Raw genomic sequence first — 24,652 nt, 5'->3', positions numbered from 1 at the left:
CGGCCGGCCAGACATCACCGGCGGGCCGCCGGGCGGCCTGTCAGGGCTTGCGACTCGGGGCAAGCACCTTCGACAGGCCTATTAGGTGCCGTTCTTCACAAAGTACTTCAACTCCGCCCGGCAAGTTCGGGGCAGGTTTTTGCAGTCCGAACAACGATTTCGGCCGCAGCGGCCCGCTGCAGCCCGATGGGACAGGGATGAGGGAAAGATCCAGGGCGGGGAGAGCTCCTCCCCGCCCCGGGGCCGATCAGCGGGTCGGCCGGGGCTTCTCGCCCGAGTAGTCGTAGAACCCGCGGCCGGTCTTGCGCCCGAGCCAGCCGGCCTCGACGTGCTTCACCAGCAGCGGGCAAGGGCGGTACTTGCTGTCGCCCATGCCCTCGTGCAGCACCTGCATGATGGCAAGGCAGGTATCCAGGCCGATGAAGTCCGCCAGTTCCAGCGGCCCCATAGGCTGGTTGGTGCCGAGCTTCATGCCGAGGTCGATGGAGGCCACGTCGCCCACGCCCTCGTGCAGGGTGTAGACCGCCTCGTTGATCATCGGCATCAGGATGCGGTTAACGATGAAGCCCGGGAAGTCCTCGCTCGTCGCGATGGTCTTGCCCATGCGCTCCGCGAGGGCAACGGTCGCCTGGTAGGTCGGCTCGTCCGTCGCGATGCCCCGGATCACCTCCACCAGCTTCATCACCGGCACCGGGTTCATGAAGTGCATGCCGATGAAGCGCGGCGCGCGGTCCGTGGAGGCCGCAAGGCGCGTGATGGGGATGGAGGAGGTATTGGTCGCAAGGATGGCGGAAGGCTTCAGGTGCGGGCAGAGGGCGGCGAAGATCGACTTCTTCACCTCCTCCCGCTCGGTGGCCGCTTCGATGACGATGTCGGCGCCGGAGAGCGCCGCCATGTCCGTCCCGGTGGAGAGCCGGCCGAGCGCCGCGTCGCGGTCCTCGGCCGAGAGGCTGCCCTTGGCGACCTGACGCTCCATGTTCTTGCGGATGGTGGAGAGCGCCTTATCCAGCGCCTCCGCCTTCACGTCGATCATGGTGACGGCGAGGCCCGATGCGGCCGCGACATGCGCGATGCCGTTGCCCATCTGGCCGGCACCGATGACGCCGACGGACTGAATGGTCGGCGCCGCGTCACTCACTTGGAGAGCTCCGCCTCGATCTCCGGGATCAGCTTGAAGATGTCGCCGACCAGGCCGTAGTCGGCCACCTGGAAGATCGGCGCCTCCTCGTCCTTGTTCACGGCGACGATGACCTTGCTGTCCTTCATGCCCGCCAGGTGCTGGATCGCGCCGGAGATGCCGAAGGCGATGTAGAGCTCGGGCGCCACGATCTTGCCGGTCTGCCCGACCTGCTGGTCATTCGGTGCGTAGCCCGCGTCCACCGCGGCGCGGGAAGCACCGACGGCGGCGCCGAGCTTGTCCGCGATCCCGTCCAGGATCTTGAAGTTCTCGGCGGAGCCGATGGCGCGGCCGCCGGAGACCACCACGCGGGCCGCCGTCAGCTCGGGACGCTCGCTCTTCACGATCTCGGCGCCGACAAAGGTGGAGACACCCGGATCGGCGGCGGAGGGCGCGGCCTCCACGGTCGCGGAGCCGCCCTCGGCCTCGGCCGGGTCGAAGGAGGCGGCGCGGACGGTGATGACCTTCTTCGCGTCCGAGGACTGCACGGTCGCCAGCGCGTTGCCCGCGTAGATCGGGCGCACGAAGGTATCGGCGTCCACCACGGCGGAGATGTCGCTGATCGGCTGCACGTCCAGCAGCGCGGCCACGCGCGGCATCACGTTCTTGCCGAGCGCGGAGCCCGGCGCCAGCAGGTGCGTGTAGTTCCCGGCCAGCGCCTGCAGCAGGGCGGCCGCCGGCTCGGCCAGCAGGTGCTCGGCCGTGTCGTGGATCACCTTGGCGACGCCGGCGATCTTTGCGCCGGCCTGCGCCACGGCCTCCGGCCCGATCACCAGCAGGTGGACCTCGCCGAGCTTGGTGCCGGCGGCGATGGCGGAGCGGGTAGGCTGGTTGATGGCCTTGCCGTCGTGATCGGCGAGAACGAGGACGGTCATCTTCAGATCACCTTGGCTTCGTTGCGCAGCTTGGAGACGAGCTCGGCGGCCGACGCCACCTTCACGCCGGCCTGGCGCTTCGGCGGCTCCTCCACCTTGATCACCTTCAGACGGGGCGCGGTGTCCACGCCAAGATCGGCGGGCTTCATCGTCTCGATCGGCTTCTTGCGGGCCTTCATGATGTTCGGAAGGCTGGCGTAGCGCGGCTCGTTCAGGCGCAGGTCGGTGGTGACCACCGCCGGCAACGTCAGCTTCACCGTCTCCTGCCCGCCATCCACCTCTCGGGTCACGTTGGCCGCACCATCGGCGACCTCCACCTTGTTCGCAAAGGTGCCCTGGCCCCAGCCCAGCAGCGCGGCGAGCATCTGGCCGGTGGCGTTCATGTCGTCGTCGATGGCCTGCTTGCCCATGATGACGAGCTGCGGGCCTTCCTTGTCCACGATGGCCTTTAGCAGCTTCGCCACCGCGATCGGCTCCACCGTGCCCTCGGCCTCGACCAGGATGCCGCGGTCCGCGCCCATGGCGAGCGCCGTGCGGATCTGCTCCTGCGCCTGGGCCGGGCCGATGGAGACGGCGACGATCTCCGTCGCCACCCCCTTCTCCTTCAGGCGCACGGCCTCCTCGACGGCGATCTCGTCGAAGGGGTTCATGGACATCTTGACGTTGGCGGTCTCGACGCCCGAGCCATCGGGCTTCACCCGGACCTTGACGTTGTAATCCACCACGCGCTTGACGGGGACGAGGAGCTTCATGCCGGCTGACGGGTCCTCTGGCGGGCACCGCGAGGGGTTCGTCGGTGCGTTTGGGGGACCGCGGGCGGCCCCTGGAAGGCGGGCGACGCCCTGCCGCGAAGGGGGGCAGGGCGTCGCATTCGCGAAGTCAAGCGGGGTCTATAAGGCGGCCCCTGGGAGGCGGCAAGCGGCCCGGGGCGGGCCGCGTTTCAGCCTCGCAGCAGGTAGAGCAGCAGCGCGAAGAGGACGAGGGTGACGGCCTGCAGCGTCACGCGCCAGCGCATCAGCGCGTTGGAGCGCTGGGGGTCGCCGTCGCCCTTAACCATGCCGACCATGCCGAAGAGCAGCGTGCCCAGCGTGCCGAGCATCCCCAGGGCAACGAGGATCGTGAGGAAGGTGATCATGATGGGTGGGATGTGGGCACCCGCCGCGCCCGCGCAACGGTCCCGTCACGATTCAGCCGCGCCGTTTTCCCTTGGCCGATCCCTTGGCCGGCACCTCCGGCACGGGCTCCGGCCCGGCCATCTTCCGCACCACCGTCAGCAGCGCCGCCTTGGTCGCGAAATCCAGTTCCCGGTAGGCGCGCAGCAGCGCCTCCTCATCCCCCGCCAGCAGCCCGAGGCTGCCCTGGTCCTCCTCCAGCACCTCCGCCGGCGGGGCCACGTCCGGGTCCAGGCCCACGAGCCAGGAGACGGAGGTTCCCAGCACCTCGGCCAGCCGCACCAGCCGGGCCCCGCGCGGTACCGGGGCGGTGCCCTCCCGCAGCCGGAGCAGGAGATCGGGCGGCAGGCCGGCCCGGCGGAAAGCCTCCTCCGGCGAGAGGTCGAGGCGCTCCAGGCGGGCCTCGATCAGTTCCACCATGGGCGGCGGGTCGGGGGGCAGGTCCATCGGGGTTCCGGCAAGGTTCGGGGGGGCAGGGTTGCGGCGGAGGCGGCTGGAAGCGCCGCCCCTTGCCGTGAAAGATGGTGCGCCGGGCGGCCCCGCGCCGCCCGAAGAACGCATGAGGAGAAGGCGGCCATGGCGGAACCGGCGGACCGGCGCATCCTGGACCTGTTCGGCATAGACCTGCCGATCATCCAGGCCCCCATGGCCGGGGCGACGACCCCCGCCATGGCCATCGCCGCCAGCGAGGCCGGCGGCCTCGGCTCCCTTCCCGGTGCCCAGTACGCGCCCGACACCTTCCGGGCCGCCGTGACGGAGGTTCGGGCCGGCACGCGCCGCCCCTTCAACCTGAACTTCTTCGCCCACGACACCCCGCGCGACGACCCGGAGCGTCAGGCCGCCTGGCGCGCCCGCCTGGAGCCCTACTATGCCGAGGCCGGGCTGGGCCCGGACACCCCGCCTTCCGGCGCCGGCCGCGCTCCTTTCAACGAGGCCTTCTGCGCCGTGCTGGAGGAGGCGCCCCCCGCCGTGGCCAGCTTCCACTTCGGCCTGCCCGCCCCCGCCCTGCTGGCGCGGGTGAAGGCGGCCGGCTGCAAGGTGGTGGGCTGCGCCACCACCGTCGCCGAGGCGGTCTGGCTGGAGGGCCATGGCGCGGACGCCATCATCGCCCAGGGCTTCGAGGCCGGCGGCCACCGCGGCAACTTCCTCACCCACGACATGGCCACCCAGGTCGGCACCATGGCCCTGGTGCCGCAGGTGGTGGACGCCGTGCGGGTGCCCGTGATCGCCGCCGGCGGCATCGCGGACGCTCGCGGCGTGCGAGCGGCACTGGCCCTCGGCGCCGCGGCCGTGCAGGTCGGCACCGCCTACCTCCTCACGCCCGAGGCCCGCATCCCCGCCCTTCACCGCGCCGCGCTGGAGCGCGCCACCGACGACGGCACGGCCCTGACCAACCTCTTCACCGGCCGCCCCGCCCGCGGGATCCTCAACCGCCTGATGCGGGAAGCCGGTCCCCTCTCCGACCTCGCCCCGCCCTTCCCCACGGCCGGCGCCGCCCTGGCGCCGATCCGCGCGCGGGCGGAGGCGAAGGAGCGGGACGACTTCACCAACCTCTGGGCCGGGCAGGCGGCCGCCCTGGCCCGGCCGATGACGGCGGGGGAACTGACCCGGCGGCTGGCGGGGGATTGATCCTTCGCTTCCGGTCTGTCCCGGGGAGAGGAAGAAGGAATTCTTCCTCTCCCCGGACCCCTCACCATCATCTTTTTCTAGGAGTTGGTCTTTCTCGGCCGGCGGTGTGCCTCGGGTCGATGACCCGAGGCGACTGCAGGGGCAGGAAGGGGCCCGTAACGCGGAGATCCCGTCCCAGGACGGCGCGGCGGCAGCCAGACGGGGGTCCAGGGGCCTCAGGCCCCTGGCGGGGGTCCAGGGGGCGGAGCCCCTTGGGGCCACTGGCGCGTCCCGCACCCACCGGACCGTGACAGCCGGAAACTTGACCTCCGCTGATCCGGTGGGTTCCAACCTCGCCCATGCGGTTCCCCCGATCCTTTCTCGCCCTGCTGGTGCTGCTCTGCGCCGCGCCGGCGCTCGCCCAGGCTCCTGCTCCCGCCCCCACGGCGCCCGCCGTGGCCGCACAGGTGCCCGCCACCGCGGCCGAGACGGACCGGTTGCTGGGGCTGTTGCGGGATGACGCGCGGCGGACGGAGCTGATCCGCAACCTGGAGGCGCTCTCCGCCGCCTCCCGCGCCGCGCCGGCGACCGGGGGAGCGGCCGCGCCGGCCGCGCCCGCGAATGGGGCTGCCCCGGCCCCTGCGCCGGCGGGCGGCGCGCCCGCGGCGGAGGCGCCGGCGGAGGCCGGACTTCTCGCGCCCAACACCCTCGGCGCACAGCTGATGATGGGCGCGTCCCAGCGCCTCGCGGCGCTCTCGGACCAGCTCGTCGCTACGGCGAACGCGGTGACGGACCTGCCCAACATCGTCTCTTGGGCCTCCGGCGTCGCGCGGGATCCGGTGACACAGGCGCGGGTGCTCGACGCCTCCTGGAAGCTCGTGCTGCTCTTCGGGCTAGGGCTGCTGGCGGAATGGATCGTCTGGCGCCTTCTCGGCCGCTGGCGGGACCGGCTGGACGCCCACGCGCCGGAGCGGTCGAATGTCTGGACCTGGTTCCGGCGCATTCCCTACGTGCTGATGCGGCTGGTGCTGGACCTGCTGCCGATCGGCGCCTTCGCCGTGATCTCCTACGGGCTGATCCGGGCGGTGCAGCCGCTGCCGACGACGGAGCTAGTGCTGCTGCTGGCGAACAACGCCTACATCGCCATCCGCGCGGTGATGCTGACCAGCCGCATGCTCTTCTCCCCCAACTCCGCGCATCTGCGGCTGGTGCCTCTGCACGACGAGACGGCGGCCTATATCACCATCTGGCTGCGGCGGATCGTGGCCGTGCTGGTGGTGGGCTGGGCGGTGGCGGAGGCCGGGCTGCTCTTCGGCGTGCCCTGGGCGGTGTACGACGCCATCGCCCGCCTCTCGCTGCTGGTCGTCACCCTGTTCCTGGTGATCGTGATCATGCAGAACCGCCACGCGGTGGCGGACCGGCTGCGCGCGCCGGAGCTGGGGCCGAACGACCACCCGGACCGGTCCCGCCGCATGTTCCGCGCCCTGCGGGACCGGCTGGCGGAGGTGTGGCACGTGGTGGCCATCCTCTACATCCTCGCCCTCTGGGGCGTCTGGGCCCTGCAGGTGCGCGACGGGTTCGAGCGGCTGCTGCGGGCCAGCGCGCTGACCCTCATCGTGCTCGGCGGCGCCAAGCTGGTGGATTACGGGCTGCGGCGGCTGCTGGAGCGGGGCTTCCGCATCACCCCGGACCTGGCCAAGCGCTACCCGGGGCTGGAGGCGCGGGCCAACCGCTACCTGCCCGTGCTGAAGGGCGTGGTCTCCGGCATCGTCACCCTGATCACGTTCCTCGTGCTGCTGGAGACCTGGGGGATCGACGCCTTCACCTGGTTCCGCAGCGGCGGGCTCGGCGCGCGGGTGGTCAGCAGCCTCGTCTCCATCGGCCTGACGGTGCTGGCGGCGATCACGGTGTGGGAGGTGGCGAACGCCGCCATCCAGCGCCGGCTGACGAAGCTGGCGCGGGACACCCAGGCCGCGCGCTCCGCCCGCATCCGCACCCTGCTGCCCATGGCGCGCACGGCGCTGCTCATCATCATCGTGGTCTTCGTCTCGCTGAACGTGCTGAGCGAGATCGGGGTGAACGTGGCCCCGCTGATCGCCGGTGCCGGCGTCGTCGGCGTGGCCATCGGCTTCGGCTCGCAGACGCTGGTGAAGGACGTGATCACCGGCATGTTCCTCCTGTTGGAGGACGCGGTGGCCGTGGGCGACACGGTGACGATCGGCAGCATGACCGGGGTGGTGGAACAGCTCTCCATCCGCTCCATTCGCCTGCGGGCGCTGGACGGATCGGTGCACATCATCCCCTTCAGCACCGTGACCTTTGTGACGAACATGACGCGCGACTTCGCCTTTGCCGTCGTGGACGTCTCCATCCCCTACGGCGAGGACACGGACCGGGTGATGAAGCTGATGAAGGAGATCTCGTCCGAGATGCGGCAGGAGCCGCGCTGGGCCGGCGCCACGCGCGACGAGATCGACGTGATGGGCGTGGACAAGCTGCTGGAAACCGGCGTCGTCGTCCGCGCCCGCATGAAGACCGATCCCTCCCAGCGCTGGCCGGTGACGCGGGAGCTGAACCGCCGCATCGAGGCGCGGTTCGAGCGCGAGGGTATCCGCATCAACTCCCCCTGGCGCAAGGCGCCGGAGGAAGAGGCGGCGGATCCGGCGGGGGAGCAGCCGGCGGCGGCCTGAGGCGGGTCGGGCGGGCGGGCTCCTGGCCGCGAGGCGCCCGGCGCGGCAACCGGCCCGCCCCGGGACCGTTGCAAGGCCTGACCCAACCCAGGAGGGACCGATGGCCGAGGCCCAGACCGAGCACGAGCAGCGCGAGAAGGTCCGCGAGCTGATCAAGGACGTGGAGACGGCCGTGCTCGTCACCCACGGCGATGAGGACAAGCTGCGCGGCCGCCCGATGGTCGCCGCCGGGCTGGACCCGGACGGGAAGACGCTGTGGTTCTTCTCCGGCGCCGGCACGGAGAAGACCGAGGAGATCGCGAAGAACGACCGCGTGCTGCTCTCCTACTCCGATCCCTCGAAGCAGAACTACGTCGCCGTCTCCGGCACGGCGCGGGTGGTGCGGGACGTGGCGAAGCAGAAGGAGCTGTGGAAGGAGTCGATGAAGACCTGGTTCCCCAAGGGGGCCGAGGACCCGCGCATCGCCCTGATCGCCGTGGAGATGACCGGGGCGGAGTACTGGGACAGCCCCTCCTCCACCCTGCTGCACGCCTACGGTTACGTGAAGGCCGTGGTGACCGGCACGCCGCCGAAGGGCGGCGAGAACGAGCGGGTCTCCTTCAAGCAGGCCTGATCCGGTCACGTCCCGAGAAGGAAGGGGCCGCGTGCCGGGGCCCCTTCCGCGGAACTGGCACCCCAGGCGCCGGCATCCTGGGCGTCATTGCTCCGGGCCGGGGCTCCGGCGGAGCGGCATCGGACGGGCGCGCATCAGCTTCACGATGCGCTGAGATTCCCACAGCTCGCCCTTGGCGGTCTCGCCGATGAGGATCCGGGCGCGGTCGACCGCGCTGGTGTCGTCTAGGGAATCGAAGTCGAGGGGGGGATGTCTCCGCCCATCCTCCGCCACCTCGTAGAGGCGATAGGTTGGCATCGTCCTGCCCTGATGGCCTGCCAGCATTTGTAGCACGGGCGCGGTGGATTTCCGAGTTTTTTTGTCGGGTTTGCGCCGCCGCGGCTCCCGGCCCCCTCCGGGAGAGGCCCGGGGCTTCTCCACCCCGGCCCGCCATTCCCGGTCCGTCATTCCCAGTCGCTGGTGCCGGTTCGCTGTTACTGGGCCGCCGCTCGCGGCCACGCCGGAAGGCTGGGCTAGACGGTGGATCGGCCGGCGCGCAGCCGCTCCACCTCCTCGCGCAGCGCGGCCAGCTCCTCGCGCATGGCCTCCACCTCGTCCGCCGGCCCGGCCGGGGCGGTGCCGCCCGCGCCCGCGCCGCGCGGGAAGGGAGAGAAGAGGCTCATGGCGCGCTCCAGCATCGCCAGGTTCTGCTTGCCCATCTCCTCGAAGGGGGCGAAGGCGTTGAAGCCCCCCATGCCTCCTCCCATCGCCTCCTGCGCGGTGCGGCGCATCGCCTCCTGCTGCCGGGCGAAGGTGCCCATCGTGGCCTCCAGGTAGCGCGGCACCACGGCCTGCAGGCTGTCCCCGTAAAGGCCGATGAGCTGGCGCAGGAAGGGGATGGGCAGCAGGTTCGTGCCCTTGCTCTCCTCCTCCACGATGATCTGAGTGAGGACGGAGCGGGTGATGTCCTCGCCGGATTTCGCGTCGGAGACGGTGAAGTGCCGGCCCTGGCGGACCATGGCGGCCAAGTCCTCCAGCGTGACGTAGGACGAGGTCTCGGTGTTGTAGAGCCGGCGGTTGGCGTACTTCTTCACCACCACGGGCGGGCTCACCGGGGTCTCCGGCGCGGTCTCCGCCGTATTTCCCTGGGGCGCGTCCATCTTGGCCATGGCCGGTCATCCTCCCCCGGGCTGCCACCGGGTCTGTGGTTCCCGCGGGGGTTCCTGCGGGATCCGGCCGCTGGCGACTTCTGCCGTGCCGGGAGACGATGCTAAACCGGCTTTGCCGCGCTGCGGAAGGCGCGTCGCGCAAGGCCGGCCGGGGGCTTGGGCGGGCGGCCCTCTGGCAGGCCCGGCGAACGGATGCGCGGGCGGGGATGCCAGCTGGGGAATGCATGAGCGGTTCGGAGAGCGGCGGGGCGGAGGACGGGTCGCCGGGTGGGGGACCGGGCGAAGCACCGGACCTGGCGCGCCTGGCGGCGGACTGGGTGGCGCTGTGGCAGGGCGAGATGGCGGCGATGGCCATGGACCCGGAGATCCTCTCGGCCTGGGCGGCCTCGCTCGCGGCAGCGTTCCGGCAATGGACCCATCCCTGGGCGGAGGCGGCCCGGGCGGAGGCGGCCCGGGCCGCGCCGCCCTGGCCGCCCGGCCCCGGGCCGATGGGGTATGGGGCGCCCGCTTTCGGGACAGCGGGTCCCGGGTGGCCGGGGTTCCCGGTCGGCGTCGTGCCGCCCGGCTTCGGCCCACTCGGCTTCGGCCTACCCGGCGCGGGCCCCTTCCCGCCCCCGGCCATGGCTTGGCCCCCCGTCCCGGCCGCTCCATTCCCGCCTTTCCCTTTCCCGCCACCCGTCGCCCCCGCGGGGGCGCCCGATGACGCCGCGGCGCGGCCCGCGGCCGCTGCCGGCGCACCTGGCCCTGGCCGTGAACCGGGCCCTGGTGACGATGGCGGCGATTCCCTCCGCGCCCGGCTCGACGCCGTGGAGCGGGAGTTGGCCGGGCTTCGCGCCGCGCTCGGCGGCGGGGCGGGCGGAACACGCGCGGATCCTGCGGGAACTCGGCGCCCGCGCTGAGAAGGGGGGCGCTGAGAGAAAGGGCACCGGGACGGGCGATTTCGCCGCCGCCGTCTGGCAGCGCCTCGCGCGGGAGGACGCCGCCCTGCTCCGGGGCATCGCGGCCTACCGTGCCCACCCCTGGCGGCGGGAGATGCCCGATCCGCCCGCCCTGTGGTCCGAAGGGCCGGCCCGGCTGCTGGATTACGGCGGAGAGGGACCCGCGGCGCTCTTCGTCCCCTCCCTGGTGAACCGCGCGACGGTGCTGGACCTCATGCCCGGCCACTCCATGCTGCGCTGGCTGGCCGGGCACGGTGTCCGGCCGCTGCTGCTGGACTGGGGTGCCCCTGGCGCGGCGGAGCGGGGCTTCACCCTCACGGACTGGATCGCCGGGCGGCTGGAGCGGGCGCTGGGCGCGGCCCTGGCAGTCACGGGCGGGCCAGTGGCGCTGGTGGGCTACTGCATGGGCGGGCTGCTGGCCCTGGCCGCGGCCCTGCGGGCACCGGCCCGGGTGCGCGGCCTGGCGCTGCTGGCCACCCCCTGGGACTTCCACGCCGGCAGCGCCGGACCCCGCGCGCGCGCCGTGGCCGGGCTGCTGCCAGGGCTCGAGCCCGCCCTCGGCACCACGGGCACCCTGCCCGTGGACGTGCTGCAGCTCCTCTTCGCGGGGCTGGATCCCTTCGGCATCGCCCGGAAGTTCCGCGCCTTCGGGCGGCTCGACCCCACCTCTCCCCGCGCCGCCCACTTCGTGGCGCTGGAGGACTGGCTGAACGACGGCATTCCCCTTCCCGCCCCCGTAGCGCGCGAATGCCTGGGGGGGTGGTACGGCGCCAACACCCCGGCTGCCTGCGCCTGGCGCGTGGCAGGGGCGGCGGTGGACCCCCGCGACTGGCGGGGCCCCTCCTTCCTCGCCATCCCGCGCGGGGACCGGATCGTGCAGCCGGAGAGCGCGCGGGCCCTGGCGGCCGGACTGCCGGGGGCGACGGTGCTGGACGTGCCGGCCGGGCATATCGGGATGGCGGCAGGGATGAAGGCGGAGGCGGTGCTGTGGCGGCCCTTGCGGGACTGGCTGGCCTCTGCCGGGCAAGGTCCGGCCTGATCCTGCGCGTCCGGTCCGTGGCCACGGAGAGGAAGAAGGAATTCTTCCTCTCCCCGGACCCCTCACCATCATCTTCTTTCAGAAGTTGGGGGGAGCCCGGCTGACGGTGCGCCTCGGCTCGATGAGCCGAGGCGACTGCTAAGGGCAGGATCGGCCCCGATTCCGGAGGGCCGACACCCTCCGTCGATTCCACGCCGGCCTTGTGCGAGGCACGAGCCCCGGGCAGCTGTTGCACCGGCGGGCCCTGCGCCCCCGTGACGATCAGCCGAAAGGATTGCGGACGGAATCCGTGTTCCGGCCGGTCTGGACCGCGTCGGGCAGCCGTTCTGCCTCTCCCTCCAACGCGGCCAGAGTGGCGTCCAGCAGCGCTTTCAGCCGCCGGGCGCGCTCCAGCCCGGCACGGTCGCGCGTGAGGTCCAGGCTGCCGTGGAGGGAGACGCGGTCCAGCCGGTTCTCCGCCGTCAGCCCGCCGATGCGGAGCGTGGCGGCCTCGTCGGCATAGGGGTGGAAGGGCATGGCCTGTCCCTCTCTCATCGGCGGCCGAGTACGCGGACCAGGGCCACGATCATCACCAACGCGAAAACCCCGCCCAGGATCAGCCCGATCCGCCCACCCGACGGGTTGCCGGACGGGGCGGGCCGCTCCGGCGGCGCGGGGGGCGCGGCCGGGGGAGTGCCCCGGGGCTGGTTCTCGCAACTGCCCGCGATGTTGCTCGGGCGCGGCTCCGGCAGTTCCATCGCGCGCGCCTTCACAGCGGCGGGCAGGGCAGGAAAGGCGTCCAGCCCCGCTACCTCGCGCAGCCCGTCCAGCGAGACGGCGCGCCAGGCCAGGCCGGGCGCGTTGTGGGCAAGGTAGACCCCAGCCTCTCCGCGCCCGGGCAGGTAAATGGCCTTGTAGAGCAGGGTCGGCACCAGCACCCGCCCGTTCAGGCGCTGCAGCGTCGTGCCCTCGAAGACCGGCCCGGTCAGGACCCAGACCTCGCCCTCCTCCATCGCCAGCTCGCGCACGGTGCTCTCGATCCCCTCCCACAGGCAGCGGTTCGAGCCGGGGTGCTGGGGCACCATGTTGGCGAGGGAGAAGCTCTCCGCCTGTGCGGACGCGCTCGGCATGTCGCCGGAGGGCGCCATATGCCCCCGGTCGAAGCCGGAGCGGGCATAATCGGAAAGGCGCGCCCGCTCCTCCTCCGGCAGCGCGTCCTCGGCGTGGAAAGCGTCGTCCCTCTCCATCTCCCGCGCCCGCTGGATGCGGCGCCGGGTCAGGTGCTCCGCCGCGGCCAGCGCCGTGCGGGACACGCCGCTGTGGAGGACCGAGAACGCCTCGAAACACAGCTCCCGCACCCCGGCCCCCAACGACGGGCGCAGAATATCCGGGGCCTGGCCGCCCGGATGGTGCTGCGGACAGGCGGAGGGGGCTGCTCTCACGCCGGAGGGCAAGAACAGCACGGCAGCGAGGAGCAGCGCGAGGGCCCAACCGTCCTGGCGGGTCCGGCGCCAGGGGGCGCCGCCCCCTGGAAGCCCCGCCAAGGGCCTGAGGCCCTTGGATCCCCCTCTGGCTGCCGCCGCGCCGTCCTGAGACGGTGTCTCTGCCTGAGGGGTTTCTTCCTGCCGCTGCAGTCGCCTCGGGTCATCGACCCGAGGCGCACTGTCTGCCGAGTCAATCCAAAGCCTGAAAGAAGATGATGGTGAGGGGTCCGGGGAGAGGAAGAATTCCTTCTTCCTCTCCCCGGGACAGACCGCCATCTCAGGACGGGACAAGCCGGCGTCGCCTCGGGGCGTATTTGTGGCGCGGCGTGGCTCGGTGGTCATGGGCCCCATGTAGCCCGCTGTTCGCGCGGCGCCATCAGGGCAGGACTTGGCCCACGGCCCAGATGGCCGCGAGGCCGAGGGCAAGGCCGGGGAGGAGGCGCCGCCCGGCGAGGGCGAAGACGGCCAGGGCCACGCCGGCCCCGGCGAGGCGTGCCGCGAGGGGCCAGGGGCCGGGAGAGACGAGGGCGAGGACGACCCAGGCGGAGAGGGCGGCCTCCGAGACGGCGGTGGCCCAGGCGATGGCGGGGTGGTCGGCCGGAAGGCGCCAGGCGAGGGCGATTCCGGTGCCGCGCAGAGCGAGCATGAGGAGGACCGCCGCCAGGAGCGGGGCCCAGCCGCCTTCCGTCATCGGCGGCGCAGGAGGAAGGCGGCGGTGCCGCCGAGGAGAGCGGCGAGGAGGATGCCCCAGGCCGGGGGGACACCCTGCGGGAGGAAGAGGGCGAGCGGGGCGGCGACGGCGCCGCCGAGGGAGGCGCGCCAGGGGCCGCCCCGGGCGAGGCCGGCGGCGATCATGAGGGCAAAGTAGAGCACATTGACCATGAGGAGGAGGCGCAGCACGGCCGGGGAGAGGCTTCCGGCCAGAGTATAGCCGAGGGTGGTGGTGAGCAGGCCCACAATCCAGCTGGCGAGGGCGAAGCCGAGGAACCATCGGGCGCGGTGGGGCGGCGGCAGGTCGGGCAGGCGGCGCATCGCGGCGGCCCAGGGCGTGATGGCGACGAAGGGCACGCAGAGCGGGGCGAGGGGGCCGCGGATGAGCGGGGCCAGGGCGGCGGCCATGGGCAGGAAGCGAGCATTGGCCATGACGCAGCCCGCCACGGCCGCCGTGCCGGCGCCGGGGGTGGTGCCCGAGGTGGCGCCGAGCAGCACCATCTGCCCGGCCATGCCGTAAATGCCGGCGGAGGAGGCGAGGCCCCAGCCCAGACCGAAGCCGGCGGCCTGCACGGCGGCCCCGAAGGCGACGAAGGTGGCGGCCATGGCGACCATCTGGGCGCCGAAGGCTTCCGCAATGCCCTGACGGAAGGCGGGATGCATCCGGGGAGCCTGCCATGGCGGGCGCCGGGCCGGGAGGGCCGGGCTCGCCGTTTCGGTTGGCCGTTTCGCTTGACCCGGGCGGTCGGGAGGCGGAAATCTTCCGGCATGGAACAGAGTGCCGAACCCGAGATCCTCGTTATTGGCGGGGGGCCGGCCGGGTCCACCGCCGCCGCGCTGCTGGCGAAATCCGGGCGCGACGTGGTGCTGGTGGAGAAGGAGGCGCATCCCCGCTTCCACATCGGCGAGAGCCTGCTGCCGCGGAACCTCGACATCCTCGAGCGCCTGGGGATGCTGCAGGCGGTGCGGGAGATGGGGGTGCACAAGCCCGGGGCCGAGTTCGTCTCCGATCGCACCGGCCGTTCCTGCGCCTTCCCCTTCGCCCATGCGCTGAACAGGGCGCGGACCCATTCCTGGCAGGTGCGGCGGTCCGAGTTCGATGCCGCGCTGTTCTCCAATGCCCGGCGCCTGGGGGCGACGGCGCTGGAGGAGACGCGGGTCACGGACATCGCCTTCGGCGCGGGGGGCGAGCGCTCCACCGTGACGGCGCGGACGAAAGAGGGCGTGGCGCTGACCTTCCGCCCGCGCTTCGTGCTGGACGCCTCCGGCCGCGACACCTTCCTGGCCGGCAAGCTGCGGCTGAAGGAGAGCAACAAGCACAACAACACCGCCGCCATGTACGCCCACTTCACGGGGGTGGAGCGGCGCGAGGGCGAGCTGGACGGCTACATCTCCATCCACCTGGCCGAGGACGGGTGGTTCTGGCTCATCCCGCTGCCGGGCGACGTGATGAGCATCGGCTTCGTGGGCAACCAGGCGGCCTGGAAGGGGCGCAAGGGGACGGCGCAGGAGCTGTTCATGCAGCGCATCGCGAGCAGCCCCACCGTCTCCGCGCGCACGCGCGGGGCGACGATGACCAGCGAGATCTACTCCACCGCCAACTACTCCTACCGCGCCACCTCAGGCAGCGGGGAGGGTTACCTGATGATCGGGGACGCGTTCGGCTTCGTGGACCCGATGTTCTCCACCGGCGTGCTGATGGCCATGACAGCGGGGGAGCTGGGCGCGAAGGCCGCGGAGACCTGGCTGCAGGACCCCGTGCGCGGCGCCGCCGCCTGCCGCGCGGTGAACACGGAGCTGGCGCGGGCCATGGACCGGATCGGCTGGCTCATCTACCGGATCAACGACCCGGTGATGCGCAGCCTGTTCATGGCGCCGAAGAACACGCTGTGGATGCGGGACGGCATCATCAACATGCTGGCCGGCAACCTGGCGGGCGGACGCTTCGGCGACCCGCGCGCGGTGCTGCCGATCCTGTCCTTCAAAGCGGTGTACCACACGCTGTCCTGGCTGCACCGGCGCGGGATGGGACCGGAGATGCCTGAGAAGGCGCCCGAGAAGGCGTCCGCCATGGTGGCTGCGGAGTAGGGGGAGCCCTTTCCGCCCGGGGATCAGAAGGAGCTCCGCTCCAGGCCCAGGGCGGGCGGCTGGCTCGGCCAGACGCCCATCTCCTGAATGGCCCGCAGCAGCTCATCGAAGCTGAAGGGCTTGTTCAGGCGGCGCGTCCGCTCGTCGAAGGCGCGGCCCGCCCAGTTGGAGGGCATGCCGGACAGGTAGATCACCCGCAGCTCCGGCTGCGCGGCCCGGGCCCGCTCCACCACGTCGAACCCGTTCATGGGCTCGCCGAGGTTGATGTCGCTCAGCATCAGGCGGCAGGGATTGGAGGCCAGGAGTTCCAGCGCCTCGTCCCCGTGCTCGGCCATCCGCACGGCGTAACCGGCATCCTCCAGTGCCTGGACCATCACGTCCAGCACCAGGTCGTCATCCTCCAGGACGAGCACGTCGCACATGGGGGCGGTTCTTCCATTTCATGTCGAGAGAGGGAACAACGCCGCGGGCCGCCCGGGGGAAGGGAGGTCACCGGATTGTTTTCACGGGAGCTTCCGGGACGCCGCGGCGTCGCCGTCCAGCGCCCGCGGCGGGGCCGCCCGGGCGCGCATGGCCCATCCTGCTTAATCACCGGGTCCGTCATCGCCACATCCGGTGGATTGACCGGACGTTCTTTGGAATAGAACGGGTTCGCGTCCTAAGGATCCATCCCGTGACCGACCTGCCCCGCTGCGTCTCCATGAAGAGGAGGGTCCCCGCGAGGGCTTCTAGATCGAGCCCGGGCCGATCACGACCGCCGAAAAGGTCGCGCTGATCGACGCGCCGGCAGCGACGGGGCTGAAGAGCATCCAAGTGGCCGCCTTCGTCTCGCCGAAGCTCGTGCCGGGCTGGGCGGATGCGGAGGCCGTGGTGGCGGGTTTCGCGCCGCGGCCGGGGGGGGCCTGCACGGCCCTGTTGTTCAACGCGGCGAGGCTGGAGCGGGCGCTGGCCTTCCGGGACCGGCTGCACCTGACCGGGCTCCATCTCCCTCTCCGCCTCCGAGGCCTTCTCCCGCAGGAACCTGAACCGCGACCGCGCCGGGCAGGTGGAGGCGATGCGCAAGCAGACGGCCGCGCACCTGGCCGTGAGCCTTCCGTAAACCGGATCGGCATCATGGCGGCCTTCGGCTGCAACTTCTCCGGCGCCGTGACGCCGGAGCAGGTCTTCACGGCGATCGCGGACGGGATGTCCGTCTCCGCGGAGGCCGGGGTGGCGATCACGCGCCTCTCGCTCACCGACACCACGGGCTGGGCCAACCCGGCCCAGGTGGAGTGGCTGGTGGGCGAGGTTCACTCGCACTAGCCGGAGCCGGAGATCACCCTGCACCTGCATGACACGCGCGGCCTGGCCGTGGCCAACGCCCATGCCGGGCTGCGTATGGAGGTGGCGAGCTTCGACGCGACCGTGGGCGGCCTCGGCGGCTGCCCCTTCCCCGCGCACGAGGGCGCGCCGGGCAACATTGCCAGCGAGGAACTGGCCCTGCTCTGCGAGGAGCTGGGGATCGGGACGGGGATCGACCTGGACGCGCTGATCGAGGCCGGGCACCTGGCGGAGCGCATCGTCGGGCACCGCCTGCCCACTGCGCTGGTGCGCGGCGGCAGCCCGCGCGGCTTCCGTAGGCGGGCGGCCCAGGGGGCAACGAGGTGGCGGCCTAAGCGTCGGCGCCGGAGGGGCTACGCGTCCTCGGGTTCTCCCACATCATCAAGGGATCCTGCGCGGGCCTGCTGCTGGCCGACCTGGGCACGGATGTGATGAGGGGTGGCGCCGGTGACGACCGGTGCGGAGACCCGACGTGGTGCCGGCGAACCACGGCCCGGGCACGATGGAGCAGCTGGAAGATCCTCCCGGCCGGCAATCCGGGGACAAGTCCCGAGGCCGGCTCCACCCCGGACAAGGTCAGATCCCTGCGCCGGGAAGGGATCCTGGCGCAGGGTTGAGGCGTGCTCTTATGGAGCGGCGCCGGCAGTCCCGTCGGTGGACGGAGCGGGAGAAGGCTCCGCCCGCTGATGCTCGGCCAGGCGCCGGTCCAGCGCGGCCGTCTCGGCCTGCAGTGCGGCAAGCCGCCGCTCCGCCTCGGCCACCGCGTCCTGCCGGGCCCGCAGCGCCGTCTCTGCCTCGCTCAGCTGCGCACCCAGCGCGGTCAGCCGCCGCTCGCCCTCGGCCGTCTGCCGCTCCGCCCCGGCCTGCCGCTCCGCGAGTGCCCCCTGCGCCCGCTCGGTCTCTGCTGCCAGCGCGGCGACGCGGCCCTGCGCCGCCTCGCCCTGCTGCGCCAGCCCGGCCAGCCGCTGCTCCGCCTCGCCCACCTGCCCGCGCAGCGCGGACAGCCTCCCCTCCAGCGCCGTCGTCTCCCGGGAAGCGCCGGCCTGGCGCTCCGCCAGTGCCTGCTGGGCCCGCTCGGCCTCCGCGGCCAGCGCCGCCACCCGGCCCTGCGCGGCCTCCGCCTGCCTGCCGAGTTCCGCCACCCGCGCCTCCGCCTGCGTCATGGAGGTGGCCATCTCCCGGCCGCGCCCTTCCGCCGCCGCGGTTGCCGCCCGGGCCGCTTCGGCCCTTTGCGTCAACGCCGCCAGGTCTCCGGCCGTCCGCCTCTCCTGCGTCAGCGTGCCCTCCAGCTCCGTGATCCGCGCCACCTGGATCCGGCGGGCCTCCTCCGCGCGCTCCAGCCCGGCGCCGCGAGAGAGGGCCAGCGACCAGCCGACGGCCAGCAGGACCAGCCCCACGCCACCGGCGGCCAGGACTGGCCAGGACACGCCGAAGAGGCCCGGCGGGGAGGAAGGCGGCGGGGGCGCCGCGGGGGCCACTGTTCTCGGCGGTGTCACGGGCCCGCTCACCCGTGCCCGCGGGTTCTTTCGGTTGCCTGCCATGCTCTCGCACCCCGTCGTGATGTGGCGGGGGAGGTAGCACGTCACCCTGCCCGCCCTAGTGAAGATTGAGTCCTGTGGATCGCGCCGCACCGGAGATGCTTCCTCCGGATCCCGGGGCCGGGCCCCGACATCGAACGGCCGGGCCGGCACGGGTCGTCGGCTCTGCCTCCCACGGCCGAGGTGACCGCGATGAGGGGCGGCCTCAGAGGAGGGGGAGAACTCCTCCCCTCCCTGGGACCGGTTCGGCATTCACGCTTGCAGCAGCCGCACGATGCCGTCGAGCTGGTCGAGGTCGCGATAGGAGATCGTCACCTTGCCGCCCCGGCCGCCGTGCTCGATGGCCACTCGCAGGCCCAGCCGCTCGGAGAGCTCGCGCTCCAGCGCGCGCGTGTCCGCGTCCGGCTGCCGGCGCCCGGCACGGGGGCGCTCGCCCGCGGCGGCCAGGGCCTCGGTCTGGCGCACGTTGAGGCCGCGGGTGACGACCTGCTCGGCCAGGCGCACCGGGTCCGGCGCGGTGAGCAGGGCACGGGCGTGGCCAGCGGTGAGGCTGCCCCGGCCGAGCATCTGGCGCACGGAGGGCGGCAGGCCCAGCAGACGCATGGTGTTGGCGACGTGGCTGCGGCTCTTGCCGACGGCGTTGCCGAGCGCCTCCGGCCTCAGGCCGAACTCCTCGGTCAGGCGGCGGTAGCCCTCGGCCTCCTCCAGCGCGTTCAGGTCCTCGCGCTGCAGGTTCTCGACAAGGCCGGCGGCCATGGCGGCGCGGTCGTCCATCTCCCGCACCACCACGGGCACCTCATGCAGGCGGGCGGCCTGGGCGGCGCGCCAGCGGCGCTCCCCGCCGATGATCTCATACTGGCCGCCGGCGCCGGGCTTGGGGCGGACGAGGATGGGCTGGAGGACCCCGTGCTCCCGGATGGAGGCGGCGAGCTCGGCGAGGGCTTCCGGGTCCATGGGGCCGCGGGGCTGGAACGGGCCGGGCTCTAGCACCTCCACGGGAAGGCTCTGCGGTACGGCGGAGGCGGCGGCGGAAGCGGGCTCGTCGCCGAGGAGGGCGGAGAGGCCCATGCCGAGGCGGGTGGGCTTGCGGCTCACTTCGTGGCCCCCGCGGGCTTGGCGTCCGCTTTCTGTGCCCGTGCACGGGCCCGATCGCGCTTCAGGAGCTCCGCCGCCAACTGGATGTAGGCCTGGGAGCCGGCCGAGCGCACGTCGTAGAGGATGACGGGGAGGCCGTGGGAGGGCGCCTCGGAGACGCGGATGTTGCGGGGGATCACCGTGTCGTACACCCGGTCCTTGAAGAAGCTCCGCACGTCGCGCGCGACGAGCTCGGAGAGGTTGTTGCGGCGATCGAACATGGTCAGGACGATTCCGTCCAGGGCAAGCGCCGGGTTCAGGCGCTTTACCCTCTCCACCGTGCGCGTCATCTGCGAGATGCCCTCCAGCGCGAAGAACTCGGTCTGCAGAGGGACCAGCACGGACTGGCTGGCCACCAGGGCGTTGAGGGTGAGCAGGCCGAGCGAGGGTGGGCAGTCGATCAGCAGGTAGTCATAGCGCGAAAGGGCCGGACCGCCTCGGGCGAGGGCCTGGGCGAGGCGGCGCTCCCGGTCCTCCATTCCCACCATCTCGATCTCGGCACCCGCTAGGTCGTTGTCGGCAGGAAGCAGGTCGAGGCCCGGGATCTGGCTGGGCCGGATCAGGTCGGCGAGGGGACGATCCCCCACCAGCAGGGCGTAGCTGCCCGCGCCGCGGGCATTGCGGGGCACGCCGAGCCCGGTGGAGGCATTACCCTGCGGGTCCATGTCCAGCAGCAGCACGCGCTTGGTGGAGGCCAACGCGGTCGCGAGATTGATGGCGGTTGTGGTCTTGCCCACGCCGCCCTTTTGGTTGGCCAGCGCGATGCGGCGCGGGCCGGCGCCCCCCCGGTCAGCGGCCCCCCGCTCAGCGCTCGGCACGGCGGAGCTCCGTGATGCGAAGGATGGTGGCGCCGGGTTCGGTCCGGCTCTCGAAGCGCTCGGTGTGCATGGTCCACTCCGCCTCCGCGGCGGCGAGTTCGGCGGCCGCGCTGCGGCCTTTGGGGAAAAGGGCGGTGCCGCCGGGGGCAAGGAGCCGGGCGGCGTGGCCCAGCAGGAGCGGCAGGGGCGCGAGCGCCCGGGCGGTGACGAGGGCGAGGGGCGGGAGGGTTACGGCCTCGATCCGCCGGGTGTGGACGCGGACATGGGCGAGGCCGAGCTCGCCGGCGGCGGCCGTGAGGAAGGCGGCCTTGCGGCGGTCGGACTCCACGAGGTTCCAGGGGCGGGCGGTGTTCGCGATGGCGAGGACGAGGCCGGGGAAGCCGCCGCCGGAGCCGAGATCGGCCGCCTCTCCGTCGCCCACCGGCAGCAAGGGGAGGAGCTGGAGGGAATCGGCGACGTGGCGGGCGCGGAGCGTTTCCGCGTCGCGCTCGGCCACAAGGTTGATGCGGGCGTTCCAGCGCAGCAGGAGCGACAGGAACCCGTCCAGCCGCGCCTCCGTTTCACGTGAAACGGTCGGGTCCGGCGCCCTCACGCCGCGCCCGCCCGCGCGAGGGAAGCGCCGCGCCGGAGGTGGCCGGCGAGCGCGACCAGCGCCGCCGGGGTGATGCCGGGCACGCGGCTGGCGGCGCCGAGCGTCGCGGGGCGGGCAGCGGAGAGGCGCTGGCGCATCTCGGTCGAGAGGCCGGCGATGGCGGCGAAGTCCACGTCCTCGGGGATGCGGAGGCGCTCCTCGCGCTCCAGTGCGGCGAACTCGGCGGCCTGCCGGGCGAGGTAGGGCGCGTAAAGGGCCTCGGTCTCCAGCTGCGCAAGAATCCCGGGTTGGAGATCCCGCAACCATGGGAAGGCCTTCTCCAGCGCGGTCCCCCGCGCGGCCGGCAAGGCCATGACCTCGAGAGGGGTCCGGGGAATGCCATCCTGGTTGACCGGCAGGCCGGCGGCGAGGAGAGCCGCAGGGGTTGCGGTCTCCGCCCGGGCGCGGGCCAGGGCGGCGGTGGTCGCGGCGGCGAAGGCGCGGTGGCGGGCGGCCCGCTCCGGCCCGACGCAGCCCCAATCCAGGCCGCGCTCCGTCAGGCGCAGGCCGGCATTGTCCGCGCGCAGACGCAGGCGGTGCTCGGCGCGGGCCGTGAGCATGCGGTAGGGCTCCGTCACGCCCTGCGTCACCAAGTCGTCCACCAGCACCCCGGCATAGGCTTCAGTGCGGAGGAGCACGCGCGGCTCCGTCCCGCCGCCCGCGCGGTGCGCCGCATTCACCCCGGCCAGCAGGCCCTGAGCGGCGGCCTCCTCGTAGCCCGTGGTGCCGTTCACCTGCCCGGCGAGGAAGAGGCGCGGCACCGCCCGTACCTCCAGGCTCGGGCGCAGGGCGCGGGGGTCGAGGTGATCGTACTCGATCGCGTAGCCGTGGCGGAGGATGCGGGCCCGCTCCAGGCCGGGGATGGAGGCGATGACGGCCTCCTGCACCTCGCGCGGCAGGCTGGTGGAGATGCCGTTGGGATAGACGGTGGGGTCGTCCAACCCCTCCGGCTCCAGGAAGATCTGGTGCCGCTCCCGCTCGGCGAAGCGCACCACCTTGTCCTCGATCGAGGGGCAGTAGCGCGGCCCCGCCCCCTGGATCTGGCCGGTGTAGATCGGCGCCCGGTCGAGGGAGGCGCGAATGATGGCGTGGGTTCCCGGCGCGGTGGCGGTAATGCCGCAGACCACCTGCGGGTTGGTGATCCGCTCCGTCATCCAGGAGAGCGGCTCCGGCGGGTCGTCGCCGGGCTGGGCGTCGATCCCCGCCCAGTCGATCGTGCGGCCGTCCAGCCGCGGCGGGGTGCCGGTCTTCAGGCGGCGCACCGGCAGGTTTAGGGCGGCGAGGGCGAGGGCGAGGCCGATCGAGGCCGGGTCGCCGTGGCGGCCGGCGGGCAGGCGCTCCGGGCCGAGATGCATCTCGCCGCGCAGAAAGGTGCCGGCGGTGACGACGAGGGCGCCGCACCCGATCCGCTCCCCCTCCCCCGTCACCACAGCGGCGATGCCACCGTCCCGGTCCCGCTCCAGCGCCTCCGCCACGCCCTCCTGCAAGGTCAGACCCGAGGTGGTGCGGAGAAGGCCCTGGATCGCGGCGCGGTAGAGGGCGCGGTCCGCCTGGGCGCGGGGGCCGCGCACCGCCGGCCCCTTGCTGCGGTTCAGGAGCTTGAAGTGAATGCCGGCGGCATCGGCCGCCCGGCCCATCAGCCCGTCCAGCGCGTCCACCTCGCGCACCAGATGGCCCTTGCCCACCCCGCCGATGGCGGGGTTGCAGGACATCTCGCCCAGCCGGTCCAGCCGGTGGGTGAGGAGCAGGGTGCGGGCGCCGCAACGGGCCGCTGCCGCGGCCGCCTCGGCCCCGGCATGCCCGCCACCCACCACCACCACATCGAAAACGCGCCCCATGGGGCGGCTATACCGCCACCGCCGGGCGGGGTCACTTCCCGATGCAGAACTCGGCGAAGACGCGGTCCAGAACGGCCTCCGCGCCGACCCGGCCGGTGAGCCGGCCCAGCGCCTGCAGGGCCTCACGCAGGGCGTCGGCGCGCAGTTCCGGCAAGGCCGCCGCCCGGGCCTCATCCAGCCAGCGCAGCGCGTCCTGCACCGCGGCCCGGTGGCGGGGGCGGGCCAGGAGCGCGGCACAGGAGGACGGGGCGAGGCGGGCGGCGGCCTCCTCCAACCGGGCGCGCAGCGCCGGAAGCCCCTCCCCCGTTCGCGCCGAGACGGCCACGGCGCCCTGCGGCACCGCGCCGCCGAGATCGGCCTTCGACGCCACGGTAATGCAGTCCCGCCGCGCGACCAGGGCCAGGGTCGCTTCATCCGGTGGCGCGTCGCAGGGCAGTACCGCCAGCAGGATGTCGGCCGCCTCGCCCCTGTGCAGGGCGCGGCGCACGCCCTCGGCCTCGATCTCATCGCCCGCCTCCCGCAGGCCCGCCGTGTCGGCCAGCACGGCGGGGAGTCCGGCGAGGAGGATGCGGGCCTCCACGATATCACGGGTGGTGCCGGCCCGGGCGGAGACGATCGCCGCCTCTCGCCCGACAAGCGCGTTCAGGAGGGAGGACTTGCCGGCGTTCGGCGCCCCGAGGATCGCCACGTCCAGCCCGGTGCGCACCCGCTCCCCGCCCCTGTCGACGGCCAGCCGCTCCGCCATCTCGGTGGCGAGGGCGGCGACGGAGTCGGCGACCCCGGCGTCCAGCCCGGCGGGCAGACCCTCGTCCTCGAACTCGATCAGGGCCTCCTGCCGCGCGAGGAGGCCGGTCAGACGACCCGCCCAGTCGGCGCAGAGCACGGCCAGGCCGCCAGCGGCCAGGCCCAGCGCCTGCCGGGCCTGGGCAGCCGTCTCCGCCTCGATCAGGTCGATCACCCCCTCGGCCGCGGTCAGGTCCATGCGGCCGTTCAGCACGGCGCGGCGGGTGAACTCCCCGGGCTCCGCCGGGCGCGCGCCCAGGGTGACCAGGGCCTCGCCCACCCCGGCAACCACCGCGGCGCCGCCGTGCAGGTGGAGCTCCGCCGAGTCCTCGCCCGTGTAGGAAGCGGGGCCGGGCAGCCAGAGCACCAGGGCCTCGTCCAGCACCGCGCCGCCCGGCGCGCGCAGGCGGCGGAGCGCGGCGCGGCGGGCCGGCGGCACCCGGCCCGCCACCTTCTCCAGCACCGCCCGGCTCCCCGGGCCGGAGAGGCGCATCACCGCAATGGCCGCGCGCCCGGGCGCGGTGGCGAGCGCGAAGATCGTGTCCACGGGCGGAGCAGGCCTTAGTCCTTGCCGGGCGGCACGTCCGCCTCCGTCAGCATCAGCCGCCTGGCGCGCCCGCCCTCGACCAGGTGCGCCCGCAGGATCTCGTCGACGTCCTCCCGCGTCTCGGCGCGGTACCAGACGCCCTCGGGGTAGATCACCATCACCGGGCCGAACTCGCACCGGTCGAGGCAGCCGGCGCTGTTCACACGGATGCCGGAGATGCCGAGCTCCTTCGCCCGCGCCTTCATGTAATCGCGCAGCGGTTCCCCCCCGCGCGCGGCGCAGGAACCCCGCCGGTGCCCGTCCGGCCGGCGGTTGGTGCAGACGAAGAGGTGCGCCCGGAACCAGGGCGGTGGATCGGTGTCTGTTTCACGTGAAACGGCGACGCTGTCGGGCAAGCTGGGCACCCCTTGGTGGCGGCGGGACGGCTGTGCCACATCTAGGACGCGAAGGGGCGGGAGACGAGGGCGGGCCCGCTGATCCGGCTTGACGCCGGGCCCGGGCGGGCCGACGAATGCCGCTCG

The 24,652-nt window shown here is 73.0% G+C and carries 27 protein-coding genes; 7 read left to right on the top strand and 20 right to left on the bottom strand.

The window, feature by feature from the left end; translation table 11 throughout:
- Positions 1-247: 247 nt before the first annotated feature.
- From VQH23_RS08020 to VQH23_RS08000, 5 genes are all read right to left on the bottom strand, one after another.
- Positions 248-1,138 (bottom strand): 3-hydroxybutyryl-CoA dehydrogenase, encoded by an 891-nt coding sequence (locus VQH23_RS08020; protein WP_338665108.1) that lies wholly within the window; start codon positions 1,136-1,138, stop codon positions 248-250.
- Positions 1,135-2,052, bottom strand: coding sequence for an FAD-binding protein (locus VQH23_RS08015; protein ID WP_338665107.1), 918 nt, complete (start codon positions 2,050-2,052; stop codon positions 1,135-1,137). Before VQH23_RS08015 ends, VQH23_RS08020 begins: the two co-directional genes overlap by 4 nt.
- A 2-nt stretch (positions 2,053-2,054) precedes the next feature.
- Complete coding sequence (locus VQH23_RS08010) at positions 2,055-2,804, bottom strand: electron transfer flavoprotein subunit beta/FixA family protein (protein WP_338665106.1); 750 nt, start codon at positions 2,802-2,804, stop codon at positions 2,055-2,057.
- A gap of 188 nt (positions 2,805-2,992) precedes the next feature.
- Positions 2,993-3,187, bottom strand: coding sequence for a twin transmembrane helix small protein (locus VQH23_RS08005; protein WP_338665105.1), 195 nt, complete (start codon positions 3,185-3,187; stop codon positions 2,993-2,995).
- Between the two features lie 52 nt (positions 3,188-3,239).
- Positions 3,240-3,671 carry a hypothetical protein gene (locus VQH23_RS08000; RefSeq protein ID WP_338665104.1) on the bottom strand — a complete coding sequence of 144 codons (432 nt, stop codon included), beginning with the start codon at positions 3,669-3,671 and terminating at the stop codon, positions 3,240-3,242.
- A gap of 129 nt (positions 3,672-3,800) precedes the next feature.
- Between VQH23_RS08000 and VQH23_RS07995 the strand changes: the two genes are divergently transcribed.
- The 3 genes from VQH23_RS07995 to VQH23_RS07985 all read left to right on the top strand — a co-directional run bounded on the left by VQH23_RS07995 (position 3,801) and on the right by VQH23_RS07985 (position 8,135).
- Positions 3,801-4,853: a nitronate monooxygenase gene (locus tag VQH23_RS07995; protein WP_338665103.1), complete on the top strand. Its 1,053-nt coding sequence runs from the start codon at positions 3,801-3,803 to the stop codon at positions 4,851-4,853.
- A 338-nt stretch (positions 4,854-5,191) separates the two neighbouring features.
- The gene (locus VQH23_RS07990; RefSeq protein WP_338665102.1) at positions 5,192-7,522 is read left to right on the top strand and encodes a mechanosensitive ion channel domain-containing protein; all 2,331 of its coding nucleotides are present in this window, start codon (positions 5,192-5,194) and stop codon (positions 7,520-7,522) included.
- A gap of 100 nt (positions 7,523-7,622) precedes the next feature.
- Positions 7,623-8,135, top strand: coding sequence for a pyridoxamine 5'-phosphate oxidase family protein (locus VQH23_RS07985; RefSeq protein WP_338665101.1), 513 nt, complete (start codon positions 7,623-7,625; stop codon positions 8,133-8,135).
- A gap of 84 nt (positions 8,136-8,219) precedes the next feature.
- Here VQH23_RS07985 and VQH23_RS07980 read toward each other — a convergent pair whose 3' ends face one another.
- Complete coding sequence (locus VQH23_RS07980; RefSeq protein ID WP_338665100.1) at positions 8,220-8,432, bottom strand: hypothetical protein; 213 nt, start codon at positions 8,430-8,432, stop codon at positions 8,220-8,222.
- 215 nt (positions 8,433-8,647) lie between these two features.
- Positions 8,648-9,274, bottom strand: coding sequence for a polyhydroxyalkanoate synthesis repressor PhaR (gene phaR, locus VQH23_RS07975; RefSeq protein ID WP_338666071.1), 627 nt, complete (start codon positions 9,272-9,274; stop codon positions 8,648-8,650).
- A gap of 708 nt (positions 9,275-9,982) precedes the next feature.
- On the opposite strand from phaR, the gene VQH23_RS07970 reads away from it, so the two are divergent.
- Entirely contained in the window at positions 9,983-11,260 is a 1,278-nt protein-coding gene (locus tag VQH23_RS07970) for an alpha/beta fold hydrolase (RefSeq protein WP_338665099.1), read from the top strand.
- Between the two features lie 261 nt (positions 11,261-11,521).
- Here the strand turns inward: VQH23_RS07970 and VQH23_RS07965 are convergent, their stop codons facing one another.
- The 4 genes from VQH23_RS07965 to VQH23_RS07950 form a co-directional block, all read right to left on the bottom strand.
- Complete coding sequence (locus tag VQH23_RS07965) at positions 11,522-11,794, bottom strand: hypothetical protein (protein ID WP_338665098.1); 273 nt, start codon at positions 11,792-11,794, stop codon at positions 11,522-11,524.
- Positions 11,791-12,681 (bottom strand): DNA/RNA non-specific endonuclease, encoded by an 891-nt coding sequence (locus tag VQH23_RS07960; RefSeq protein WP_338665097.1) that lies wholly within the window; start codon positions 12,679-12,681, stop codon positions 11,791-11,793. The genes VQH23_RS07965 and VQH23_RS07960 overlap by 4 nt, the downstream gene beginning before the upstream one ends.
- 418 nt (positions 12,682-13,099) lie before the next feature.
- Complete coding sequence (locus VQH23_RS07955; protein WP_338665096.1) at positions 13,100-13,414, bottom strand: AzlD domain-containing protein; 315 nt, start codon at positions 13,412-13,414, stop codon at positions 13,100-13,102.
- Complete coding sequence (locus VQH23_RS07950; RefSeq protein WP_338665095.1) at positions 13,411-14,097, bottom strand: AzlC family ABC transporter permease; 687 nt, start codon at positions 14,095-14,097, stop codon at positions 13,411-13,413. The genes VQH23_RS07955 and VQH23_RS07950 overlap by 4 nt, the downstream gene beginning before the upstream one ends.
- A gap of 105 nt (positions 14,098-14,202) precedes the next feature.
- On the opposite strand from VQH23_RS07950, the gene VQH23_RS07945 reads away from it, so the two are divergent.
- A complete protein-coding gene (locus VQH23_RS07945; RefSeq protein WP_338665094.1) occupies positions 14,203-15,522 on the top strand; it encodes an NAD(P)/FAD-dependent oxidoreductase in 1,320 nt (439 codons plus the stop codon).
- 23 nt (positions 15,523-15,545) lie between these two features.
- On the opposite strand, the gene VQH23_RS07940 is transcribed toward VQH23_RS07945, so the two are convergent.
- Both VQH23_RS07940 and VQH23_RS07935 read right to left on the bottom strand, forming a co-directional pair.
- Positions 15,546-15,944, bottom strand: a complete 399-nt coding sequence (locus tag VQH23_RS07940; RefSeq protein ID WP_338665093.1) for a response regulator — start codon at positions 15,942-15,944, stop codon at positions 15,546-15,548.
- A 306-nt stretch (positions 15,945-16,250) separates the two neighbouring features.
- Positions 16,251-16,430 (bottom strand): hypothetical protein, encoded by a 180-nt coding sequence (locus VQH23_RS07935; RefSeq protein ID WP_338665092.1) that lies wholly within the window; start codon positions 16,428-16,430, stop codon positions 16,251-16,253.
- Positions 16,431-16,635: 205 nt separating this feature from the next.
- On the opposite strand from VQH23_RS07935, the gene VQH23_RS07930 reads away from it, so the two are divergent.
- Positions 16,636-16,824: a hypothetical protein gene (locus VQH23_RS07930; protein ID WP_338665091.1), complete on the top strand. Its 189-nt coding sequence runs from the start codon at positions 16,636-16,638 to the stop codon at positions 16,822-16,824.
- Between the two features lie 12 nt (positions 16,825-16,836).
- A complete protein-coding gene (locus VQH23_RS07925) occupies positions 16,837-17,274 on the top strand; it encodes a hypothetical protein (protein WP_338666070.1) in 438 nt (145 codons plus the stop codon).
- Positions 17,275-17,468: 194 nt separating this feature from the next.
- On the opposite strand, the gene VQH23_RS07920 is transcribed toward VQH23_RS07925, so the two are convergent.
- From VQH23_RS07920 to VQH23_RS07890, 7 genes are all read right to left on the bottom strand, one after another.
- Positions 17,469-18,269, bottom strand: a complete 801-nt coding sequence (locus VQH23_RS07920) for a hypothetical protein (protein ID WP_338665090.1) — start codon at positions 18,267-18,269, stop codon at positions 17,469-17,471.
- Positions 18,270-18,632: 363 nt separating this feature from the next.
- A complete protein-coding gene (locus tag VQH23_RS07915; RefSeq protein WP_338666069.1) occupies positions 18,633-19,448 on the bottom strand; it encodes a ParB/RepB/Spo0J family partition protein in 816 nt (271 codons plus the stop codon).
- A 23-nt stretch (positions 19,449-19,471) separates the two neighbouring features.
- Positions 19,472-20,332 (bottom strand): ParA family protein, encoded by an 861-nt coding sequence (locus VQH23_RS07910; RefSeq protein ID WP_408904306.1) that lies wholly within the window; start codon positions 20,330-20,332, stop codon positions 19,472-19,474.
- Positions 20,319-20,924 carry a 16S rRNA (guanine(527)-N(7))-methyltransferase RsmG gene (rsmG, locus tag VQH23_RS07905; protein ID WP_338665089.1) on the bottom strand — a complete coding sequence of 202 codons (606 nt, stop codon included), beginning with the start codon at positions 20,922-20,924 and terminating at the stop codon, positions 20,319-20,321. The genes VQH23_RS07910 and rsmG overlap by 14 nt, the downstream gene beginning before the upstream one ends.
- Complete coding sequence (gene mnmG, locus VQH23_RS07900; protein ID WP_338665088.1) at positions 20,921-22,801, bottom strand: tRNA uridine-5-carboxymethylaminomethyl(34) synthesis enzyme MnmG; 1,881 nt, start codon at positions 22,799-22,801, stop codon at positions 20,921-20,923. The genes rsmG and mnmG overlap by 4 nt, the downstream gene beginning before the upstream one ends.
- A 31-nt stretch (positions 22,802-22,832) precedes the next feature.
- Positions 22,833-24,131 (bottom strand): tRNA uridine-5-carboxymethylaminomethyl(34) synthesis GTPase MnmE, encoded by a 1,299-nt coding sequence (gene mnmE, locus VQH23_RS07895; RefSeq protein ID WP_338665087.1) that lies wholly within the window; start codon positions 24,129-24,131, stop codon positions 22,833-22,835.
- 14 nt (positions 24,132-24,145) lie between these two features.
- Positions 24,146-24,526 (bottom strand): (2Fe-2S) ferredoxin domain-containing protein, encoded by a 381-nt coding sequence (locus VQH23_RS07890; protein ID WP_338665086.1) that lies wholly within the window; start codon positions 24,524-24,526, stop codon positions 24,146-24,148.
- Between the last annotated feature and the right edge of the window lie 126 nt (positions 24,527-24,652).

The sequence above is a fragment of the Pararoseomonas sp. SCSIO 73927 genome (genome assembly GCF_037040815.1).
In the GTDB taxonomy this organism is placed as follows: domain Bacteria; phylum Pseudomonadota; class Alphaproteobacteria; order Acetobacterales; family Acetobacteraceae; genus Roseomonas.
The sequence above is the reverse complement of the archived record's forward strand: the minus strand, read 5'-3'. Positions and strand labels throughout refer to the sequence as shown.

Excerpts from the sequence above, each read along its gene's own strand:
- VQH23_RS08010 (WP_338665106.1), bottom strand. The coding sequence starts at position 2,804 with ATGAAGCTCCTCGTCCCCGTCAAGCGCGTGGTGGATTACAACGTCAAG.
- VQH23_RS07980 (WP_338665100.1), bottom strand. The coding sequence starts at position 8,432 with ATGCCAACCTATCGCCTCTACGAGGTGGCGGAGGATGGGCGGAGACAT.
- VQH23_RS07930 (WP_338665091.1), top strand. The coding sequence starts at position 16,636 with ATGGCGGCCTTCGGCTGCAACTTCTCCGGCGCCGTGACGCCGGAGCAG.
- VQH23_RS08015 (WP_338665107.1), bottom strand. The coding sequence starts at position 2,052 with ATGACCGTCCTCGTTCTCGCCGATCACGACGGCAAGGCCATCAACCAG.
- VQH23_RS08000 (WP_338665104.1), bottom strand. The coding sequence starts at position 3,671 with ATGGACCTGCCCCCCGACCCGCCGCCCATGGTGGAACTGATCGAGGCC.
- VQH23_RS07915 (WP_338666069.1), bottom strand. The coding sequence starts at position 19,448 with ATGGGCCTCTCCGCCCTCCTCGGCGACGAGCCCGCTTCCGCCGCCGCC.
- VQH23_RS07955 (WP_338665096.1), bottom strand. The coding sequence starts at position 13,414 with ATGACGGAAGGCGGCTGGGCCCCGCTCCTGGCGGCGGTCCTCCTCATG.
- VQH23_RS07985 (WP_338665101.1), top strand. The coding sequence starts at position 7,623 with ATGGCCGAGGCCCAGACCGAGCACGAGCAGCGCGAGAAGGTCCGCGAG.
- VQH23_RS08005 (WP_338665105.1), bottom strand. The coding sequence starts at position 3,187 with ATGATCACCTTCCTCACGATCCTCGTTGCCCTGGGGATGCTCGGCACG.
- VQH23_RS07965 (WP_338665098.1), bottom strand. The coding sequence starts at position 11,794 with ATGAGAGAGGGACAGGCCATGCCCTTCCACCCCTATGCCGACGAGGCC.
- VQH23_RS07940 (WP_338665093.1), bottom strand. The coding sequence starts at position 15,944 with ATGTGCGACGTGCTCGTCCTGGAGGATGACGACCTGGTGCTGGACGTG.
- VQH23_RS07995 (WP_338665103.1), top strand. The coding sequence starts at position 3,801 with ATGGCGGAACCGGCGGACCGGCGCATCCTGGACCTGTTCGGCATAGAC.
- VQH23_RS07950 (WP_338665095.1), bottom strand. The coding sequence starts at position 14,097 with ATGCATCCCGCCTTCCGTCAGGGCATTGCGGAAGCCTTCGGCGCCCAG.
- VQH23_RS07990 (WP_338665102.1), top strand. The coding sequence starts at position 5,192 with ATGCGGTTCCCCCGATCCTTTCTCGCCCTGCTGGTGCTGCTCTGCGCC.
- mnmG (WP_338665088.1), bottom strand. The coding sequence starts at position 22,801 with ATGGGGCGCGTTTTCGATGTGGTGGTGGTGGGTGGCGGGCATGCCGGG.
- VQH23_RS07970 (WP_338665099.1), top strand. The coding sequence starts at position 9,983 with ATGACGCCGCGGCGCGGCCCGCGGCCGCTGCCGGCGCACCTGGCCCTG.
- VQH23_RS07945 (WP_338665094.1), top strand. The coding sequence starts at position 14,203 with ATGGAACAGAGTGCCGAACCCGAGATCCTCGTTATTGGCGGGGGGCCG.
- phaR (WP_338666071.1), bottom strand. The coding sequence starts at position 9,274 with ATGGACGCGCCCCAGGGAAATACGGCGGAGACCGCGCCGGAGACCCCG.